General features: G+C 63.5%; 14 protein-coding genes. 6 read left to right on the forward strand and 8 right to left on the reverse strand.

The annotated features are described in order from the left end of the window. The first annotated feature begins 16 nt into the window (after positions 1-16). Positions 17-1,660, forward strand: coding sequence for a chaperonin GroEL (groL, locus tag HU748_RS00445; RefSeq protein ID WP_186667332.1), 1,644 nt, complete (start codon positions 17-19; stop codon positions 1,658-1,660). A gap of 82 nt (positions 1,661-1,742) precedes the next feature. Here groL and HU748_RS00450 read toward each other — a convergent pair whose 3' ends face one another. Continuing rightward, complete coding sequence (locus tag HU748_RS00450) at positions 1,743-2,468, reverse strand: phosphatase PAP2 family protein (RefSeq protein WP_186710948.1); 726 nt, start codon at positions 2,466-2,468, stop codon at positions 1,743-1,745. 188 nt (positions 2,469-2,656) lie between these two features. On the opposite strand from HU748_RS00450, the gene colR reads away from it, so the two are divergent. The 5 genes from colR (at position 2,657) to HU748_RS00475 (ending at position 6,423) form a co-directional block, all read left to right on the forward strand. Beyond that, positions 2,657-3,340 (forward strand): two-component system response regulator ColR, encoded by a 684-nt coding sequence (gene colR, locus HU748_RS00455; protein WP_054893830.1) that lies wholly within the window; start codon positions 2,657-2,659, stop codon positions 3,338-3,340. After that, a complete protein-coding gene (locus HU748_RS00460; protein WP_186667330.1) occupies positions 3,330-4,649 on the forward strand; it encodes a HAMP domain-containing sensor histidine kinase in 1,320 nt (439 codons plus the stop codon). The genes colR and HU748_RS00460 overlap by 11 nt, the downstream gene beginning before the upstream one ends. Positions 4,650-4,800: 151 nt before the next feature. Continuing rightward, positions 4,801-5,481, forward strand: coding sequence for a class I SAM-dependent methyltransferase (locus HU748_RS00465; RefSeq protein WP_112899077.1), 681 nt, complete (start codon positions 4,801-4,803; stop codon positions 5,479-5,481). A gap of 7 nt (positions 5,482-5,488) precedes the next feature. After that, positions 5,489-6,190, forward strand: coding sequence for a lipopolysaccharide kinase InaA family protein (locus HU748_RS00470; protein ID WP_186718783.1), 702 nt, complete (start codon positions 5,489-5,491; stop codon positions 6,188-6,190). Beyond that, positions 6,187-6,423, forward strand: coding sequence for a hypothetical protein (locus tag HU748_RS00475; RefSeq protein ID WP_186718785.1), 237 nt, complete (start codon positions 6,187-6,189; stop codon positions 6,421-6,423). Before HU748_RS00470 ends, HU748_RS00475 begins: the two co-directional genes overlap by 4 nt. A 47-nt stretch (positions 6,424-6,470) precedes the next feature. Here the strand turns inward: HU748_RS00475 and HU748_RS00480 are convergent, their stop codons facing one another. From HU748_RS00480 to HU748_RS00510, 7 genes are all read right to left on the reverse strand, one after another. After that, entirely contained in the window at positions 6,471-9,554 is a 3,084-nt protein-coding gene (locus HU748_RS00480; RefSeq protein WP_186718787.1) for a multidrug efflux RND transporter permease subunit, read from the reverse strand. Between the two features lie 13 nt (positions 9,555-9,567). Next, entirely contained in the window at positions 9,568-10,698 is a 1,131-nt protein-coding gene (locus HU748_RS00485) for an efflux RND transporter periplasmic adaptor subunit (protein ID WP_186667327.1), read from the reverse strand. Positions 10,699-10,905: 207 nt separating this feature from the next. After that, positions 10,906-12,003: a DUF1513 domain-containing protein gene (locus tag HU748_RS00490; protein WP_186718788.1), complete on the reverse strand. Its 1,098-nt coding sequence runs from the start codon at positions 12,001-12,003 to the stop codon at positions 10,906-10,908. A gap of 2 nt (positions 12,004-12,005) precedes the next feature. Continuing rightward, the gene (locus HU748_RS00495) at positions 12,006-13,070 is read right to left on the reverse strand and encodes an imelysin family protein (protein ID WP_186718789.1); all 1,065 of its coding nucleotides are present in this window, start codon (positions 13,068-13,070) and stop codon (positions 12,006-12,008) included. Between the two features lie 18 nt (positions 13,071-13,088). Further along, on the reverse strand, positions 13,089-14,516 hold the full coding sequence (locus HU748_RS00500; RefSeq protein WP_186667324.1) for a di-heme oxidoredictase family protein: 1,428 nt from the start codon (positions 14,514-14,516) through the stop codon (positions 13,089-13,091). A gap of 239 nt (positions 14,517-14,755) precedes the next feature. Next, the gene (locus HU748_RS00505; protein WP_186718790.1) at positions 14,756-16,087 is read right to left on the reverse strand and encodes an imelysin family protein; all 1,332 of its coding nucleotides are present in this window, start codon (positions 16,085-16,087) and stop codon (positions 14,756-14,758) included. Between the two features lie 160 nt (positions 16,088-16,247). After that, entirely contained in the window at positions 16,248-18,299 is a 2,052-nt protein-coding gene (locus HU748_RS00510; RefSeq protein WP_186667322.1) for a bifunctional diguanylate cyclase/phosphodiesterase, read from the reverse strand. Positions 18,300-18,482 lie beyond the last annotated feature (183 nt).

The raw sequence follows: 18,482 nt of genomic DNA on the forward strand, positions 1-18,482 counted from the left end.
CAAGGATTAAACGATCATGGCTGCTAAAGACGTAAAATTCGGCGATTCCGCCCGCAAGAAAATGCTCGTTGGTGTCAACGTTCTGGCTGACGCTGTCAAGGCTACCCTCGGCCCGAAAGGCCGTAACGTTGTCCTGGCCAAGAGCTTCGGCGCTCCAACCATCACCAAAGACGGTGTTTCGGTTGCCAAGGAAATCGAACTGAAGGACGCCTTCGAGAACATGGGCGCCCAGCTGGTCAAGGAAGTTGCTTCCAAGGCCAACGATGCTGCCGGCGACGGCACCACCACCGCTACCGTCCTGGCTCAGGCCATCGTCAACGAAGGCCTGAAGGCCGTCGCTGCCGGCATGAACCCGATGGACCTCAAGCGCGGTATCGACAAGGCCACCGCTGCCGTCGTCGCCGAGCTGAAGAACCTGTCCAAGCCATGCGCCGACTCCAAGGCCATCGCTCAGGTCGGCACCATCTCTGCCAACTCCGACAGCTCCATCGGTGAAATCATCGCCGAAGCCATGGAAAAAGTCGGTAAAGAAGGCGTGATCACCGTTGAAGAAGGCTCGGGCCTGGAAAACGAACTGTCCGTCGTAGAAGGCATGCAGTTCGACCGTGGCTACCTGTCGCCGTACTTCATCAACAAGCCTGACACCATGGTTGCCGAGCTCGAAAGCCCGCTGCTGCTGCTGGTCGACAAGAAGATCTCGAACATCCGCGAACTGCTGCCGGTTCTCGAAGCCGTCGCCAAGTCGGGCCGTCCGCTGCTGATCGTCGCCGAAGACGTCGAAGGCGAAGCCCTGGCTACTCTGGTGGTCAACAACATGCGCGGCATCGTCAAGGTTGCTGCGGTCAAGGCCCCAGGCTTTGGCGACCGCCGCAAGGCCATGCTGCAGGACATCGCCGTCCTGACCGGCGGCCAGGTCATCTCCGAGGAAATCGGCCTGACCCTGGAAACCACCACCCTGGAGCACCTGGGCAACGCCAAGCGCGTCATCCTGTCCAAGGAAAACACCACCATCATCGACGGTGCTGGCGTTGACGCCGACATCGAAGCACGCGTCAAGCAGATCCGTGCCCAGATCGAAGAGACTTCCTCGGACTACGACCGTGAGAAGCTGCAAGAGCGTCTGGCCAAGCTGGCTGGCGGTGTTGCCGTGATCAAGGTCGGTGCTGGCACCGAAGTCGAGATGAAAGAGAAGAAAGCCCGCGTTGAAGACGCCCTGCACGCTACCCGTGCAGCCGTTGAAGAAGGCGTGGTGCCTGGCGGTGGTGTTGCCCTGGTTCGCGCCCTGGCAGCCATTGCCGAGCTCAAAGGCGACAACGAAGACCAGAACGTCGGTATCTCCCTGCTGCGTCGCGCTGTCGAAGCGCCGCTGCGTCAGATCACTGCCAACGCCGGCGACGAGCCAAGCGTTGTGGCCGACAAGGTCAAGCAGGGTTCGGGCAACTACGGCTACAACGCCGCGACCGGCGAGTACGGCGACATGATCGAGATGGGCATCCTGGACCCAGCCAAGGTTACCCGTTCGGCGCTGCAAGCCGCTGCTTCGATCGGTGGTCTGATGATCACCACCGAGGCCATGGTTGCTGACCTGCCGGAAGACAAGCCGGCTGCTGGCGGCATGCCAGACATGGGCGGCATGGGTGGCATGGGCGGCATGATGTAAGCCAGCCCTGGCCCCTAGCTGCATGAAAGAGCCCCGCCTTGTGCGGGGCTTTTTCATGGGCGCTTGTCAGACCTGCGTCGACTCAGGCAATGCCGCGCTCAGCCACGGTCACCCGCGCCATTCCCCTGCGATAGAGCACCAGGTAATAGCAGCCCAATCCGATCAACCAGCAGAACACTGCGGTCCAGACGTTGTGCGAGAGAAAGTGCGCGCCCTGCATCATCCGGCCTATCGACAGCACCACCCCGACACCCGCCGCGAGGGCAAACGCACCTCGCGCCAGGCGAGGCTTGCGGTCACGCAGCACGAAGAACAATGCGAACAGGCTGAAACCGGTCGCTGCATGGCCGCCGGGCCAGCAGAGCCCTGGTTTGTCGGTCGCTGGTCGTGCTTCGAGCAGTTTGCTGTAGGTTTCCTTGCCGCCAAACTGGGTCAGGCTCCAAGGGCACTGTACTGCAGTCAGTTGCTTTAGCGGCGTGACAAAACCCGTGGACAGGCCCAGGGCCAGCACCAGGCAACCCAGTTCGCGACGCCAGTTACCCAGCCGTGACCAGAAGAAACTGGCGATGAACGCCACCACCGCCAGCAGCCCGACACCGATCACCGCCTGCTTGACGCGGTCATGCAGGATGGTCTCGAGGAAGTAGCTATGGCGCCCGATGAACTGGCCCACCGACGGATCGAACATCAGGTTGGCCACGTCCATGTCCAGCGATGTGGCCTCGAGCAGCAGCAGAACCAGCGCGGTAGCCAGGGGGATGCCAAGGTACAGCCAGGGGTTGATCGGGCGGGGGCGGGCGGTGTGCATGAAGGCTCCACAGGCAAGGGGAAGGCATGAAGGATCGGGCATTTTCGGTCCGTTGCTATGCTGTGTGCGTGAAGGATCAGTGAAAAAAGCGTCAGTTGCGCTGTTTTTCCACCAAGGCTGGCGATGCCTGGCCAATGGCCGTAAGCTGCGCCTGCCGCGCACAGCGAAGCGCCGCACAGGAGACCTTGATGCGCATTCTACTGGTTGAAGACAACCGCGATATCCTCGCCAACCTGGCTGATTACCTGGGCATGAAAGGCTATACCGTCGACTGTGCCCAGGACGGCCTGTCGGGTCTGCACCTGGCCGCGACCGAACACTATGACCTGATCGTCCTCGATATCATGCTGCCCGGTATCGATGGCTACACCCTGTGCAAGCGCCTGCGCGAAGACGCCCGCCGCGACACCCCGGTGATCATGCTGACTGCCCGCGACCAGCTTGACGATCGCCTGCAGGGCTTCCGCTCGGGGGCCGACGATTACCTGCTCAAGCCTTTCGCCCTGTCCGAGTTGGCCGCGCGCATCGAGGCGGTACTGCGTCGCGCCCAGGGCGGTGGTCGGCGTACGCTGCAGGTGGCAGACCTGAGCTACGACCTCGACACGCTGGAAGTCACCCGTCAGGGCAAACTGCTCAAACTCAACCCGGTCGGCCTGAAGTTGCTGGCGGTGCTGATGCAGAAGAGCCCGCACGTGCTGCGCCGCGAAGTGCTCGAGGAAGCCCTGTGGGGCGACGACTGCCCCGACAGCGACAGCTTGCGCAGCCATGTCCATCAACTGCGCCAGGTGATCGACAAACCGTTCGAAAAGCCCCTGCTGCATACCGTCCATGGCGTCGGCTATCGCCTCGCCGAGGGTCGCGATGGAGTTTAAGCAGAGCCTTGCCCAACGCATCATCATTGCCTTTGCACTGATGAGCGCACTGGTTGCCGGTGCGTTTGCCTTCGGTATCGTCGCCACTGTTCACCTGGTCGAAGAGCGTCTGATTTCCTCGGTGCTGGGGGGCGATCTGCAGCGCCTGCTGCGCATGGACAGCGTCAGTGACTGGAGCCATCGCCCGCGCCCTGACCAGTTGTTCTACTTCAGCGGTGGTCGCGATGATTTCGAGTTGCCCAAGGACCTCCGGCATCTCGATGCCGGGTTCCACGAAGTGTTCCGTGACCAGCTCTCCTACCACGCCATGGTCGAGGTCGTGGACGGTCGTCACTATGTACTGTTGCAGGACCAGAGCGATTTCGAGGAGCGCGAGCGGGTGCTGTTCGCCGTGGTGGTCGTGGGCTTCCTGCTCAGCCTGGTGCTGGCGGCCTTCCTTGGCTGGTTGCTGGCGCGACGGGTCATGGCGCCAGTGATTCGCCTGGCGCGGCAAGTCCGCCATCGTGATCAGTTGCTCGGGTTGGCGCCGCCGCTGGCGCCGGACTATGCCGCCGACGAAGTGGGGCAGTTGGCGGTGGCTTTCGACGACACCCTGGGCCGCTTGCGCGATGCGCTGACCCGCGAGCGACTGTTCACCAGCGATGTCAGCCATGAACTGCGCACCCCACTGATGGTGCTGGCAACCTCCTGCGAACTGCTGATGGAGAACACCAGCCTGGACAGCCGGTCACGTGCCCAGGTGGAACGGATCGCCCGTGCCACCGAGGAGATGCGCGAGCTGGTCAAGACCTTCCTCATGCTGGCCCGGGCCCAGCGTGACGAAGGCGCGGTGGCCTCGAGGGCCAGCCTGCGCGAGGTGGCTGATGACCTGATCGGCGTCTGGCGCGATACCATCGAGCAGAAGGGCCTGACGCTTTACTACGATGGCCGTGTCAGTGCCAGCCCGACCTTGTACAACGCCACCTTCCTGCAATCGGTGATGGGCAACCTGCTGCGCAACGCAGCGCATTACACCGATACCGGTTATATCCGCCTGAGCCTGGAGGCCCATGGTTTCAGTGTCGAGGACAGTGGCGTGGGCATTCCCGAGGAACAGCGCGAGGCAATGTTCAAACCTTTCGTGCGCGGTGACGAGCGGCGTGGCGAAGGGCTCGGCCTGGGGCTTTCGCTGGTGCAGCGGATCTGTGACGACCAAGGCTGGCGCGTGACCCTGACCGCCACCTCGCCCCACGGCTGCCGCTTCCAAGTGGACCTGAGCCAGGGCACCGCGCTGTCGCATGAGCAGGAAACCGATGCCACGTTGCAGTAGAAATCGGGGCAGTACTACGGCCCCGATACAGAATGTTGTGTAATGCGTCGTAAGAATTAACCCTTTCGTGTGACAGTTTTTTCACATGGCGATGACCTGATGCCAACGCTTGCCCACCTAATGTGGTCGGCATTGAGTCAGGAGATGTCCCATGCGTAGCCCTATCAAACTCGAGTTTTCCGAAAAGTACGATCAGCAGCACGCCCGTGAGTACTTCATCAAGCATCAGGATGGTCTGGCCCGTCGCCTTTCCCACACCCGTGACGAGCAGCTTGCTCGCCGCGCCCTGACGCTCGCCGGTGAGCCGGGCCTGGTACTCGACCTGCCATGCGGCGCCGGCCGTTTCTGGCCTTTGCTGGCAGAAAAACCCAACCGCGTGATCATTGGCGCCGACAATTCCGCCGCGATGATCGAGACAGCCTGTGCGTCGCAACCGCCAGCCGTGGTCGAGCGGGTACGCCCCTTGCAGACCTCAGCCTTTGCCATCGACCTGCCGGACAACTCGGTAGACAGCATTTTCTGCATGCGATTGTTCCACCACATCGGTGATCCGGCCCATCGCAAGACAATTCTTTCTGAATTTCAAAGAGTTAGCCGCGATAGTGTGATCCTGTCGTTGTGGGTGGATGGCAATTTCAAGGCATGGCGTCGCAAGAAGCTCGAACAACGACGCAGCGCCAAGGCGGAGCAGGACAGTTACCAGAATCGCTTTGTGTTACCTGCTGCTACGGTTGAAGAAGAATTTGTGACAGCAGGCTTCAGGATTCAGGAACGTCTCGACTTCCTGCCGTTCTATGCCATGTGGCGAGTCTATGTATTGCGAAAGGGGTGAGGGATCCATGGCAACAACTCAGGGGCAGGTGTCGCAATTCGACTTCTACTGGCAACAGCAGGGGGAATGGGTCGAGGAGCCCAATCAGCGACGTGGCGGCGAAAGTGGCGTGCAACGCCTGGATGATGGCAACGGCCACCTGCTCTATGCCAAGCGCCAGGTCGGGCACATCTACCGCAGCCTGCTGCATCCTTTGGGTCGGCCCACGGTGTTGCGAGAGCTGGACGCCCTGAACAGTTTCGAGCAGTTGGGGGTTCGGGTGCCGCGCATCGTCTTTGCTGGTGCCGAGCGCGACGCCGAGCACCAATGGCGGGCACTGCTGGTCAGTGAAGCGCTGGATGGATTCGTCGATCTCGACACCTGGCACGCCCAGGGCGCCCGTGAGCATTACCCGCAGGTGCTGCATGAGCGCATGCTCAAGGACCTGGCTGACAATCTGACGCGGATGCATCTGGGCCACTGGCAGCACGGCTGCCTGTACGGCAAGCATGTGTTCGTCAAGGTGAGCGGCGAAGGCGAGCAGGCGCGGGCCGAAGTGGCTCTGCTGGACCTGGAGAAGTGCCGCCGCCGCATCAGTTGCCAGCGCGCGGCCTACAACGACCTGCGCCAGCTGCGCCGCCATTCGTCGTTCAATGAAGCGGAGTGGCAAACCTTGCTCTACTTTTATGAGAGGGCGTTTGGCAGCGCTGTCAAAGGGTTAGGTCGATGAAACTAGAAATAGCTCGAGCTTTGTTCCTGGTGGCCGCGCTTGGCGTGACCAGCGTGGCCGTGGCGGCCTGGGAGGTGCCACGGCCGACCGTGTTCAGCAAGAGCGACGCGGCGGGGCAGTGTGCCATACCGCGGGTGACAAAGCCGGAGCAGGCGCAGGCCCAGGCTCAGCCGGATCATGACCTGCTGTTGTTCCTGTTTGGGATGCGCCAGGGGCTGCGGCCGTTTGGTTGAGCCATAGAACACAAGGCCCCGCAGAAGCGGGGCCTTGTTGTTTCTGGCTAATGGGTTTGTCGTCTTTCCGGGCGTGGGGTTGTGCCGTCCATCCCTTGGCGCTCGTCCGCCACCGTCCGATGCGCCAGCAAGGTGTACACGCAGGGTAGTACGAACAAGGTAAACAGCGTGCCGATCGACATGCCGGTGGCAATCACGATACCGATGTCGAACCGGCTCACTGCGCCGGCACCCGTCGCCAGGATCAGTGGCACCATGCCGAATACCATTGCAGCGGTGGTCATCAGCACCGGCCGTAGACGGATCGCCGCGGCTTCCTCGATCGCCTCGCGCACCCCCAGGCCCTTTTCCTCGCGCAGCTGGTTGGCGAACTCGACGATCAGGATGCCGTGCTTGCTGATCAGCCCGATCAATGTCACCAGCCCGACCTGGGTGTAGATGTTCATGCTCGAGACGCCGAGAAACAGCGGCAGCAGTGCGCCACAGATCGACAGCGGCACGGTCACCAGAATCACCAGTGGATCGCGGAAGCTTTCGAACTGTGCGGCCAGCACCAGGAAGATGATCGCCAGGGCCAGACCGAAGGTCACCCACAGGGCACTGCCTTCCTGGACGAACTGCCGCGCGGCGCCGGCATAGTCGAAGGCAAAGCCCTCCGGCGCCTCCTCGCGGGCGATGTTGCGGATGGTATCCAGCGCCTCGCCCATGCTGACCATAGGTACGCCCTGGATGATCGCCGAGTTCAACTGCTGGAACTGGTTGAGCTGGCGTGGTCGGGCACGTTCGCTGAGGGTGATCAGGGTCGACAGGGGCAATAACTGGCCCTGATCGTTCTTCACGTAATAGTTGTTCAGCCAGCCGGCGTTGTCGCGGTAGGCCCGTTCGACCTGGGCGATCACCTTGTAGCTGCGCCCTTCGAGGGTGAAACGGTTGATCTCCGCCTCGCCCAGCAGGGTGGCCAGCGTTCCCCCGAGGGTGTCCATCGACACCCCCATCTGCGCCGCCTTGGCCCGGTCGATATCGACCACCACTTCGGGCTTGTCGAAGGCCAGGTCGATGTCGAGGAAGGCGAACTTGCCCGAGGCCTGGGCGCGCTCCTTGACGCGCTGGGCCACCTCCAGCAGGGCAGGGTAGTCGCCTGCGGTGTTGAGCACGAACTGGAACGGCAGGCCTTCGCCAGTACCCGGCAACGATGGCAGGTTGAAGCCGAAGATCTGCAGCCCGCCGATGTCCTCGAGCTTGGCCTGCACCAGCGGCAGCAGTTGCATCTGCGTACGTTCGCGCTCGTTCCAGGGCTTGAGCAGAAAGCCGCCAATGCCGCTTTGTACCCCATTGAAACCGTTGATCTGGAACGAGGAGTAATACTCGGGGAAGGTCTTGAACAGCGGTGTGAAACGGTCGGTGTAGGCGTTGAGGTAATCCAGGTTGGCCGGCTGCGGCGAGCTGCTCATCATGAAGATCACCCCCTGGTCTTCGTTGGGCGCCAGCTCGTTCTGGGTGAACTTGAGCAGTACCGGGATCAGGCACAGGATGATCACGGCGAAGACGATGACCACCGGGCGGCTGTCGAGGGTGCCGTGCAGCAGGCGCTGGTAACGCACTTTCAGGCGCTCGAAGATCTGGTCCAGGCGATGGGCCAGGCCTTTCTCGCTCTGCTCGGGGCGCAGCAGCAGGGCGCACATCATCGGTGACAGGGTCAGGGCCACGATTCCGGAGATCACCACCGCACCCGCCAGGGTCAGGGCGAACTCCTTGAACAGCGCGCCGGTCAGCCCGGTGAGGAAGCCGATCGGTGCGTACACCGCCGCCAGGGTGATGGTCATCGACACCACCGGCATGGCGATTTCCCGCGCGCCTTCGAGGGCGGCGTCGAACGGCGTCTTGCCCTCCTCGATATGGCGGTGGATGTTCTCCACCACGACGATCGCGTCGTCCACCACCAGGCCGATGGCCAGCACCATGGCCAGCAAGGTCAGCAGGTTCAGCGAATACCCCATCATCTGCATGAAGAACAGCACGCCGATCATCGACAGCGGGATGGTGATCACCGGGATCAGCACCGAGCGCAGCGCACCGAGGAACAGGAACACCACGACGATGACGATCAGCACCGCTTCGCCGAGGGTCTTGATCACTTCATCGATGGAAGCCTGGATGAACAGCGTGGCGTCGTAGGCGATGGAGACTTTCAGTGCCGAGGGCAACTGGCTTTGCAGGTCCGGCATGATTCGCCGCACCTCCTTGATCACCTCCAGCGGGTTGGCCGAAGGCGTGGCCTTTATGCCGATATAGACAGACGGGATGCCGTCGAAGGAACTGACCGTGTCGTAGTTCTCCGCGCCCATCTCGATGCGCGCCACATCGCCGAGCAGCACACGACTGTCGCCGACGGTCTTGACCGGCAGGGCGGCGAAGGCTTCGGCGGACTTCAGTTCGGTGGTGGCATTGACGCTGGTGACCACGTATTCGCCCTTCACCTCGCCGGCGGCCGCCAGGAAGTTGTAGCGGCGCACCGCGCTGGTCACGTCGGTGGCTGAAAGGCCGAACCCGGCCAGCTTCACCGGGTCGACCCAGATGCGCATGGCGAACACCTGATTGCCGAGGATTTCGGCTTCGGCCATGCCCGGCAGGGTCGCAAGCTTGGGCTGGATGACCCGTGACAGGTAGTCGGTGATCTGCGGGTTGCTCATCTCGCTGCTGTAGAAGCTGATGTACATCAGCGCCGAGGCATCGGCGGCTTCCTTGCTCAGGACCGGGTCTTCGGAGTCCTGCGGCAGCTTGTTGCGCACCTCGTTGGCCTTGGCCAGCAGTTGGGTGAACAGGCGATCCGTGTCGGCACCGATGCGCGCGTAGACCGAGATCACCGAAAAGTTCTGACGGCTCACCGAGGTCATGTAGTCGATGCCGTCGGCGCTGGCCAGGCTCTGCTGCAGCGGTTGGGTGATGTAGCCCTGGATGGTCTCGGCGTTGGCACCGGGGTAGGCGGTGGTTACCGTGATCAGGGCGTTTTCCATCTGCGGGTACTGGCGGATCTGTAGCTTGCTCCAGGCCTGGAAGCCGAGCAGCAGGATCAGCAGGCTGACCACGCTGGCGAGCACGGGGCGGCGGATGAACGGGTCGGTGAATGCCATGCCAGCCTCCGCGTCAGTGGGTGGCAGCCGCGCCTTGGGCGTCGGCGGGCGACAGGGGCGGGTCCTGGCTGATGCGTATCGCAGCGCCGGGGCTGAGTTTGAGCTGTCCGGCAGTGACCACCTGCTCGCCGGCCTGCAGCCCCTTGCGCACCACCACCACGCCATCGCGGCGCTCGCCGGTCTGTACGGTGCGCTGTTCGGCAACCAGTTGTGTCTGGCCATCGTCGGCCTTCTTCTCGCCGACCACATACACCGAGTTGCCGTAGAGGGTGTAGGTGACCGCGCTCTCCGGCACCACCACCTGCAATTGCGGGTCGGGCAGCAGCACCAGCAGGCTGGCGAACATGCCCGGTAGCAGCTTGCCGTCCGGGTTGGCCAGGGTGGCGCGCAGCAGCAGGTTGCGCGTACTTTCCTCGACCTTGGGATTGATCGCGCTGAGGCGGGCGGGGAAGGTCTGGCCGGGGAAGGCCGCCACCTGCACCAGCACCTGCTGGCCGAGGGACAACTGTGGCAGTGCCTGTTCGGGCACGTTGAAGTCGACGTAGAGGCTGGAAAGGTCCTGCAGCGTGGCAATCACCGTGCCGCTGGCCAGATAGTCGCCGACATCCACCTGGCGAATGCCGATGGTGCCGCTGAACGGCGCCTTCATGCTTTTTTTGGCCAGCGAGGCCTTGAGCTGTTCGACCACGGCCTGGTTGCGCCGGTACTGGGCGGTGAGGCGGTCGAACTCACCGCGGGAGATGGCCGAGTCGCCTACCAACTGGCTGCCGCGGCCGAAATCGACCTTGGCCAGGCCCAGGTCGGCCTGGGCGGTGCCCAGCAGCGCGGCCTCCTGTTCGCTGTCCAGTTCGAGCAGCAGTTGCCCGACCTTGACCTGTTGCCCGGAATCGAAAAGCAGGCGCTTGACCGTTCCGGCCACTTCCAGGCTGAGCTCGACGCCCTGCAGCGCCTTGAGGCTGCCGACCGCGGGCAGGCGCTCCTGCCACTGGCGTTGTTCGGCCTTGGCGGCGGCGACGCTGATCGCGGGTTTGGGGGCGGAAAAGACCTGGATCTGGCGGTAGATCGAAAAGGCCTTGATGCCCCCCAGGGCGAGCACGATCAGCAGCACCACGGCCAACATGATCAGCATGCGGCGGCGTAGCATGGTCCGGTTCCTTGGATGTGATTGTTATGGGTATGGCACGAACACGGGCGATCCTGCCCACGTGCGGATGAAGGCAAGTATTGACTGTTTTTCGGGAAGTGGGAGATCTATCGACTGGGCAGGGCGAGCCTGCTCCCACCACCCGTGGATGCCGGGCCTGTGGGAGCGGGCTCGTCCCGCGATAGGGCCGGTGTGGCCAGTGCTGAATCAGACCAGATGCAGGTGATTGTCCCAAAGCCCGGATGGCAGATTCATGGGCTGCCCGACCAGCTCTGCCTTGCGGCAGTCGTAATAGCGGCAGCGCCCCTGCCCGGAGGTGACGACGAAGCCGTCCTTGACCGCGCCGACCCCGGCGCAGTCGGGCATCGATGCATCGAGCTTCACCGCGCCGCTGTCCAGGTCCCAGATGAACAGGCGGTTGGCCCGCGGTGCAGTCAGTGCCACCAGGCGCAGGTCACTGTGCACGGCGACGCTGGCGGTGTACTGGGCCATGGACTGCAACTGATGCTCCGGCACCGGGAACGGCGTGAATGCCTCGCCCGGGCGTTTGATCGCCAGCAGTTCGGCGGTTTCTTCAGAACCTCCCATGAACTGCTGGCAGGCAAGGACGGTGCCGTCGTTGCCCACCGCGAGATGGCGCACGCTGTTCATCTGCTGGGCCAGCGTCTCCTTGCTAAGCAGCGTGCCATCACGCTGCATCAGCACCAGGCTCGGCTCCATGGCGTCGAGGTTCATCTCTACCCGGCTTTCGGCCTCGGTGCGGATGCCACCGTTGGCCACCACCAGGGTTTCGCCGTCGGGCATCCAGGCCACCTCATGGGGGCCGACGCCATGGGTGGAGATCTCTCCGCTGTGTACCAGGCGCTGACCCTCGAAGCGGTAGACGCCGAGCACCCCGCGCCCGGGGTCGGTGGTGTCGTTTTCGGTGGCGTATAGCCATTCGCCATCCTTGTGGATGACCGCATGGCCGTAGAAGTGCCGGTTCGGTTGCGAGGTGAGCGTCTGCAGCAGACGCCCGTCGCGCAGGTCGATCAGGTAGCTTTCGGTACCCGGGCGACGGGCGACGAACAGGGCGATCGGCTGCTCGGGGTGATGGATGATCGCATGGCAACGCTGGGCCACCTGGGTGGCGAACACCTGGGTACCGTCGAGGCGGTAGCCTACGGCATGGTGGCCGCCATCGGCATCGTCACGCGCCGACAGCAGCAGGGGCTCGCTGCCCTTGTTGCGCAGCAGGGTCCAGCCGCCGAGCGTCAGGGCGCTGAGCAGCACGCTACCGAGTTTGAGGGCCTGGCGTCGCAGCATGATCAGTCACCGTCGTTGGCATTGAAGCCCAGCTGGATGTTCAACGCCTTGGCCAGCTCACCTTCGTGCAGGCGATGGACGACGTTGAGGCTGTCGTAGATCTGGTTGAGGGTCTGTTTGCCGGCATCGTCGGCGAGCAGTTCGCCCAGGGTCTTCTGGTTGTCGGCCAGCAGTTTGGCAGCGGTGGCGTAGGCATCGTCGATCTTTTGCGCCAGCGCGCTCTGATCCTTGCCCAGCAAACCGCGCAGGCCTTTGTTGTCGACGCCGGTCCAGACGGCTTCGGCAGCCTTGAGCGAAGCCTCCAGGCTCTTGAGCGAGGAGTGGCTGCGCCAGGCTTCGGCCTGCAAGGGCTGAGGGATGCCCTTGCTCTGACGGCCCATGGGGGCGCCGAGTTTCTTCTTCAGCGTGTCCAGGGCGGTAACCTGCGCGCGCAGCAGGTCGGCGATCGCTTCATGCGAATCGGCGTAGCGCTGGTTGGGGAACTTGGTCATCTGCGACAGCATGCCATCGGTGCTGTTCCAGCTCTTGAGAATGTCTTCGGCCAGGGCTTTCTGGTGTTCGGCGATGGCCACCAGCAGCGGGCAGTAGCGGGCTTTCTGCTCGGCGGTGGCGATGTCCGGCTTGCTGTCGAAGAGGATGTACTCGTAGGCCGACAGGCCACGGACCACGACGCTGGCCTTGCCGAGAGCATCGGCATCGACCGGCTTGTCGCCGCTGACCAGTTGCTCGACCTGGCGACCGACCAGGTTCTTCTTGTCGGGCCAGAACTGCACTTGCCAGGCGCGGTTGCCTTCGGCCAATGGGCCGACCAGCAGCGGCTGCAGTTCGGCCCAGGCCTTCTGCGCGTTGAGGAAGTCGGCGCGGGCGGTGTCCAGGCTCTGCTTGCCTTCGCAATAGGCCAGGGCGCTGGCGGCCAGTTGGCGGTCGGCCTCGACCCAGCGGCTGTAGGTCGGCAGGATCACCTGCTGGGCGATGGCGGCGGAGGTCGCCGCCTGCTGGTCCTGCGGCGAGCAGGCGCCCAGGGCGATGGCGGCGAGGCTGGTGAACAACAGTTTGGGTCGGAACATGCCCGGCTCCTTGCGCGTTTAAAGTGAGTTCAGGAAAGCCAGCAGCGCGGCGCGTTGCTCGGCATTGAAGGTCAGTACGTGACGGCGTGCAGCCTCGGCTTCGCCACCGTGCCAGAGCACGGCCTCGAGCAGGTTGCGGGCGCGACCGTCATGGAGGAACTGGGTGTGGCCGCTGACGGTTTCGGTCAGGCCGATACCCCACAGCGGCGGGGTGCGCCAATCCTGGCCACCGGCGGCGAACTCGCTGCGGTTGTCGGCCAGGCCCGGACCCATGTCGTGCAGCAGCAGGTCGCTGTAGGGGCGGATCACCTGGTTGGCCAGTTCTGGCTCGACGTTGTCGTTACCGGTGGTGAACTGCGGTGTGTGGCAGCCCTGGCAGCCCGCCTGGAAGAACAGGTTCTTGCCGGCCAGCACCTGCGGCGAATTCACCTCGCGGCGTGCAGGCACCGCCAGGTTGCGGGTGTAGAACGTCACCAGGCGCAGGATGTTGTCGCTGACTTCCTTTTCGCCGTTGTCACCGTCACCGTTGGGCGCGGCGCGGCATTCGACCTGCGCCGGCGTGCAATCGTCCTCGGGCTTGAGCGTGCTGGTCAGGCCCATGTCGCCAGCGAAGGCGTGGACGTTCTGCTGGTTGACGTTGGGCTGCCCGGCTTTCCAGCCGAAGCGGCCGACCACGGTCTTGCCCTGGGCATCGTCCCAGACCCGGTTGGCGCGGCCGCGGATGCCGTCGTTGTTGCGATCATCCGGGTCTTCGTTGGCCAAAAGCGCAGCCTCCGGGATGGCCTCGAGCAGTCCGAGGCCGATCATGGGCGGGGCGACGCGGGCGGAGATGCGTGTGTCCGGGTGCATCGGGCCGTAGCCGAGCTGGGTGATTTCCACGGTCGGGCGGCGCAGTTCGACCTGGTGGCCATCGTTGAACCTGACCGTTTCGTGCTCATAGCTGACCCGCACCTTGCCTTCCGGCGGCACGCCTGGGATCGACATGTCTTGCAGTTGCGTGCCGTAGACCGGCTCGGGAACCACGCCGAGGCGCTCGATTTCCTTGACGAACTGCGGCTGGTCGGGGATCGACAGGCGCACCAGCATGGAGACGGCATTGCGGGCGTCGGCCTCAGGCGGATGACCACGGCCGTCGCGGATGTGGCAGTTCTGGCAGGCGTTGGTGTTGAACAGCGGGCCCAGGCCATCGCGGGCAGTGGTGGTCGAAGGCGCAATCACCCAGGGGCTGCGGAAGAAGCTGTTGCCGACGCTGAAATCCAGGCGTCGCTCGGGCGTGAGGTTGGCCGAGGGCATCGAGAAGGCGTTGCGGTCGCTGCGCAGGATCGTCGCCTTGCCGCCGGACAGCGCTTCGCCGGGCTCGGCCTGGGTGAAACGCGGAGCGTCGTCACAGGCGGCCAGGACGGTGACCAGCAGCAGAAGTGGGAGTCGGGACAGCGACGAGGACATCGAGAATCCTGGGCGTGAGCGAAAAACCGGCGTGCAAGCTTAGCAAAATGGGGATGTTTGAATAAGAGCAATTTGCAATTGCCTGCTGAATCCGCTGGCGACCCCTTCGCGGGCAAGCCCGCTCCCAGAGGTACCAGTGGGAATGGGCTTGCCCGCGAAGGGGCGGGTTTGGTCAGCGCAAAGCCCGGACATGAAAAAGGCGACCCGAAGGCCGCCCCTTTCAACCCTTCACCCTGGCATCAGAACTCGTGGTCTGCGGTGTCCGGGTTCAGGTTGTCGATGCCCAGCTTGCCGGCGGCCTGCTCGATGGCACCGGTCTGCTTGACCAGTGCGGCGATGGCGTCGCGCACCACCTGGTTGCCTGCAGCGTTGTCGGCAGCGATCAGCTGGTCGTAGTGCTCGCCCTTGAGGGCGTGGTCGACGATCACCTGGATCTTCGCTTCGGTGTCCTGCAGGTCGGCCTTCAGGGTGGCGTCGGTGGCCGGGTCGACCTTGGCTACCAGCGACGACAGGCTCGGGCCGCTGACCTTGGAGCCGTCCGGACGGGTGTACTCGCCGAGGTAGACGTTGCGGATGCCCTTGGCGTCGTAGAAGTGCGACCAGTGGGTGTTGTCGCTGAAGCAGTCGTGCTCGTCTTCAGGCGAGTTGGCTTCCAGCGAGACCTTCATGCGCTCGCCCGCCAGTTCGCCCAGCGACAGGCTGCCCATACCGAACAGCATCTTGCGCAGGCCATCCTTGACCGGCTCGGCTTCCAGCGAAGCGCGGTAGTTGTCGGCGACGTTCGGTGCCCAGTTGCCGACCATCTCTTCGAGGTCGCTCACCAGCAGGTCGGTGACGGCCTTGAGGTAGGCGCGGCGACGGTCGTTGTGACCACCGGTGGCACCCTGGCCTTCGAGGTAGTCCGAAGCCGGACGGTTGCCTGCGCCTGGGCCCGTGCCGTTGAGGTCCTGGCCCCAGAGCAGGAATTCGATGGCGTGGTAGCCGGTGGCGACGTTGGCTTCGGAACCGCCCAGCTCGTTCAAGCTGGCCAGTTTCTCGGGAGTGATTTCCTTGACGTCGACCTTGTCTTCGCCGACCTGGATCTCAGGGTTGGCGATGATGTTGGCGTTGGCAGCCGGGTTGCCCAGGGCGTGCTCGTAGCTCTTGTCCACGTAGTCGATCAGGCCTTCGTCCAGGGGCCAGGCGTTTACCTGACCTTCCCAGTCGTCGATGATGGTGTTGCCGAAGCGGAAGGCTTCGCTCTGCAGGTAAGGAACGCGGGAAGCGACCCAGGCGTCCTTGGCGGCCTTCAGGGTTTCATCGTTGGGCTTGGCCAGGAAGGCGTCGATGGCGGTCTGCAGTTGCTTGGCGGTGCTCAGCGAGTCGCTGTACACGGCATGGACCATTTCGGCGTAGTGCTTGACCACGGCCTGGGCAGCAGCTTCATCGACAGCCCCCGGTGCGGCGGCGGTGCTGGCGGCAGGTGCCTGGGCTTGCGGAGCGGCGGCCTTGTCGTCCTTGCCTTCGCCGCAGCCGGCGAGAGCGATGGCGATGGCCAGCAGACTGGCGGAGGCCAGAGGCATTCGAATCATTGTTGGTTTCCCTGCGTCGTTTGGTTGGACCATGTGTTGGAAGCGCTGCGCCGTGGCACGCGAAACCGCAACATAATGCGAAAGATTTGCATTTGATGTAAAGGGTTGGCCGTGCTTTTCGTGCAAATGTCGTTTCCAGGGTCGTCAATGACGACCACGCTCAGAGTGCCGAGACCTGGTTGCGTTGGGCGTGCTTGAGGAAGGCGGTCAGCTCGCGCGAGGGCAGCGGCTTGCTGTAGTGGTACCCCTGACCCTCATGACAGCCCTGGGCGATGATGTAGGTTTCCTGCTCGGCGGTTTCCACGCCTTCGGCGATGACCTGCATGCCCAGGCTTTTGCCCAGCTGGATGATGGCACGGACGATGGTGGCATCGTCATCGTCGTCCAGCAGGTCCTGAACGAAGCTCTTGTCGATCTTGATCTTGTCCAGCGGCAGCGACTTCAGGTAACTGAGCGAGGAGTAGCCGGTGCCGAAGTCATCGATGGCGATCAGCGCCCCTGAGCGGCGCAGGCTCAGCAGGTGTTGCGCGGCGGTGCTGATGTCTTCCATCAGGCCGGTCTCGGTGACTTCCAGCTCCAGGCTGCGCGGTGGCAGACGGTACGCCTGCAGCAGGTTGTTGACCACTCGCGGCAGCTCGTTGTGGTGCAGTTGCACGGTCGACAGGTTGACCGCCATGCGCAGCTCGCTGAAACCCAGGTCGTGCCACTCGCGCAGTTGGCGGCAGGCCTGGTCGAGCACCCATTCGCCGATGGCGATGATGTTGCCGTTCTGTTCGGCCAGCGGAATGAACTGGTCCGGCGGGACCATGCCCAGCTCAGGATGCTGCCAGCGCAGCAGCGCCTCGACGCCGACCACGCGGTGGTCGCGGTAGCTGATCTGGGGTTGATACACCAGGTAGAGCTGGTTGCGCGGCAACGCCTCGCGCAGGTCTTTTTCCAGCTCGCGGCGCCGACGCATCTCGCTGTCGACGCTGGCGATATAGAACTGATAGCGGTTGCGCGAGCGGGCCTTGGCCAGGGTCATGGTCTGTTCGGCCTTTTGCAGCAGCTTCTCGGTGCTGTCGCCGTCTTCGGGGAACAGGGTGATGCCGATGGTGGCACGCAGGCGGATTTCCTGGTGGTCGAGGGCGAAGGGCACCTCCAGGTCGTCGAGAATGCTCTGGGCCAGCTCGGCGGCCTCGTAGGGCTGCTCGATGTTGGCCTGGACCAGGGCGAACTGGTCGCCACCCAGGCGAGCGAGGGCGCCGAGGCGGCCGCTGTGGGCGCGCAGGCGGTCGGCCAGGGCCAGCAGCAACTGGTCGCCGACCTGGTAGCTGAACTGTTCGTTGATGCCCTTGAAGTCGTCCAGGCCCACGCACAGTACGGCCACACGGTGCTGCAGGCGCCCGCCATCGACGAGAATCTTGTCCAGTTGCTGTTGCAACTGCTGGCGGTTGGGCAGGCCGGTAAGGAAGTCGTACTGGGCCATGCGCTGCAGGCTGTTTTCCGCCTCGTGGCGCAAATGGGTGTTGCGTTCGATGGAGGCCAGCAACTGGTTGGCGGTGTCGACCCACAAGCCGAGCTCGTTGCGTTCGTGGCCCTTGAGTTGGGGAATCTGGTGCTGGCTGGGGCGATCAGGGTTGATCTGGGTGAGGTGCTCGATGATTTTCGACAGCGGTTTGGTCAGTAGCCAGTGGTACACGAGGTAAAGCACCAGGCCCATGGCCAGGGCGCGCAGTACGCCGGAAATGAAGATGATGACCGCGTTGACCAGAAAGCCCTCGCCATAGCTGGCGGTATCGAGGGTGATGCTCAGGTCGCCGTAGTATTCGCTGTAGGGGCCGCGGCCGACCAGTTGGGTGGTGTAGGTGCGCTCCTGGCCGAGGATCAGGTCGGTCAACCAGCGCAGGGGCATGTCCTGCAGGGGGCGGGACTTCTGCGCGAGCATGGTTTCATTGGGGTGGCCGATGGAGGCCATGCGGACCGATTCGTCCTGGAACAGGCCCTCCATGACCTGCATGCCCATCTCTCGGTCGAGGCTGTAGACCGCTTGGGTGGAGGGGTCGCGGAACATGTCGAGGATGCGCTGGGCATCGTTGTCGACGGCCTGGCGGGTCTTGTAGGTGTCATAGACGATCTGCGCACAACTGAGAACGACGCCCACCGCGAGCGCCGACAGCAGCACGACCCTGAGCAACTTGACCGACAAGCTGTTCCGAAATTCCAGCTTCAATGGGGTTTCCTTAATCCATGCGCATGCCATTATTTTGCCATCAACCTTGGCAATACACTATCGACCGATTGCCGCGGCAGGCGAGGGGCCCGTCGCTGGATGCACCCTGAGTACTGTATCGGTTACGCGGCCATGCGACTTGAATGTCCTGCATCAACTTTCCAGAAGGTTGATGTTAGCGCG

Source organism: Pseudomonas sp. RW3S2 (genome assembly GCF_014268955.1).
Classification (GTDB): Bacteria; Pseudomonadota; Gammaproteobacteria; order Pseudomonadales; family Pseudomonadaceae; genus Aquipseudomonas; species Aquipseudomonas wayambapalatensis.

What these genes read in the sequence shown, in the direction of transcription:
- groL (WP_186667332.1), top strand. Translation starts at nt 17, where the DNA reads ATGGCTGCTAAAGACGTAAAATTCGGCGATTCCGCCCGCAAGAAAATG.
- HU748_RS00450 (WP_186710948.1), bottom strand. Translation starts at nt 2,468, where the DNA reads ATGCACACCGCCCGCCCCCGCCCGATCAACCCCTGGCTGTACCTTGGC.
- colR (WP_054893830.1), top strand. Translation starts at nt 2,657, where the DNA reads ATGCGCATTCTACTGGTTGAAGACAACCGCGATATCCTCGCCAACCTG.
- HU748_RS00460 (WP_186667330.1), top strand. Translation starts at nt 3,330, where the DNA reads ATGGAGTTTAAGCAGAGCCTTGCCCAACGCATCATCATTGCCTTTGCA.
- HU748_RS00465 (WP_112899077.1), top strand. Translation starts at nt 4,801, where the DNA reads ATGCGTAGCCCTATCAAACTCGAGTTTTCCGAAAAGTACGATCAGCAG.
- HU748_RS00470 (WP_186718783.1), top strand. Translation starts at nt 5,489, where the DNA reads ATGGCAACAACTCAGGGGCAGGTGTCGCAATTCGACTTCTACTGGCAA.
- HU748_RS00475 (WP_186718785.1), top strand. Translation starts at nt 6,187, where the DNA reads ATGAAACTAGAAATAGCTCGAGCTTTGTTCCTGGTGGCCGCGCTTGGC.
- HU748_RS00480 (WP_186718787.1), bottom strand. Translation starts at nt 9,554, where the DNA reads ATGGCATTCACCGACCCGTTCATCCGCCGCCCCGTGCTCGCCAGCGTG.
- HU748_RS00485 (WP_186667327.1), bottom strand. Translation starts at nt 10,698, where the DNA reads ATGCTACGCCGCCGCATGCTGATCATGTTGGCCGTGGTGCTGCTGATC.
- HU748_RS00490 (WP_186718788.1), bottom strand. Translation starts at nt 12,003, where the DNA reads ATGCTGCGACGCCAGGCCCTCAAACTCGGTAGCGTGCTGCTCAGCGCC.
- HU748_RS00495 (WP_186718789.1), bottom strand. Translation starts at nt 13,070, where the DNA reads ATGTTCCGACCCAAACTGTTGTTCACCAGCCTCGCCGCCATCGCCCTG.
- HU748_RS00500 (WP_186667324.1), bottom strand. Translation starts at nt 14,516, where the DNA reads ATGTCCTCGTCGCTGTCCCGACTCCCACTTCTGCTGCTGGTCACCGTC.
- HU748_RS00505 (WP_186718790.1), bottom strand. Translation starts at nt 16,087, where the DNA reads ATGATTCGAATGCCTCTGGCCTCCGCCAGTCTGCTGGCCATCGCCATC.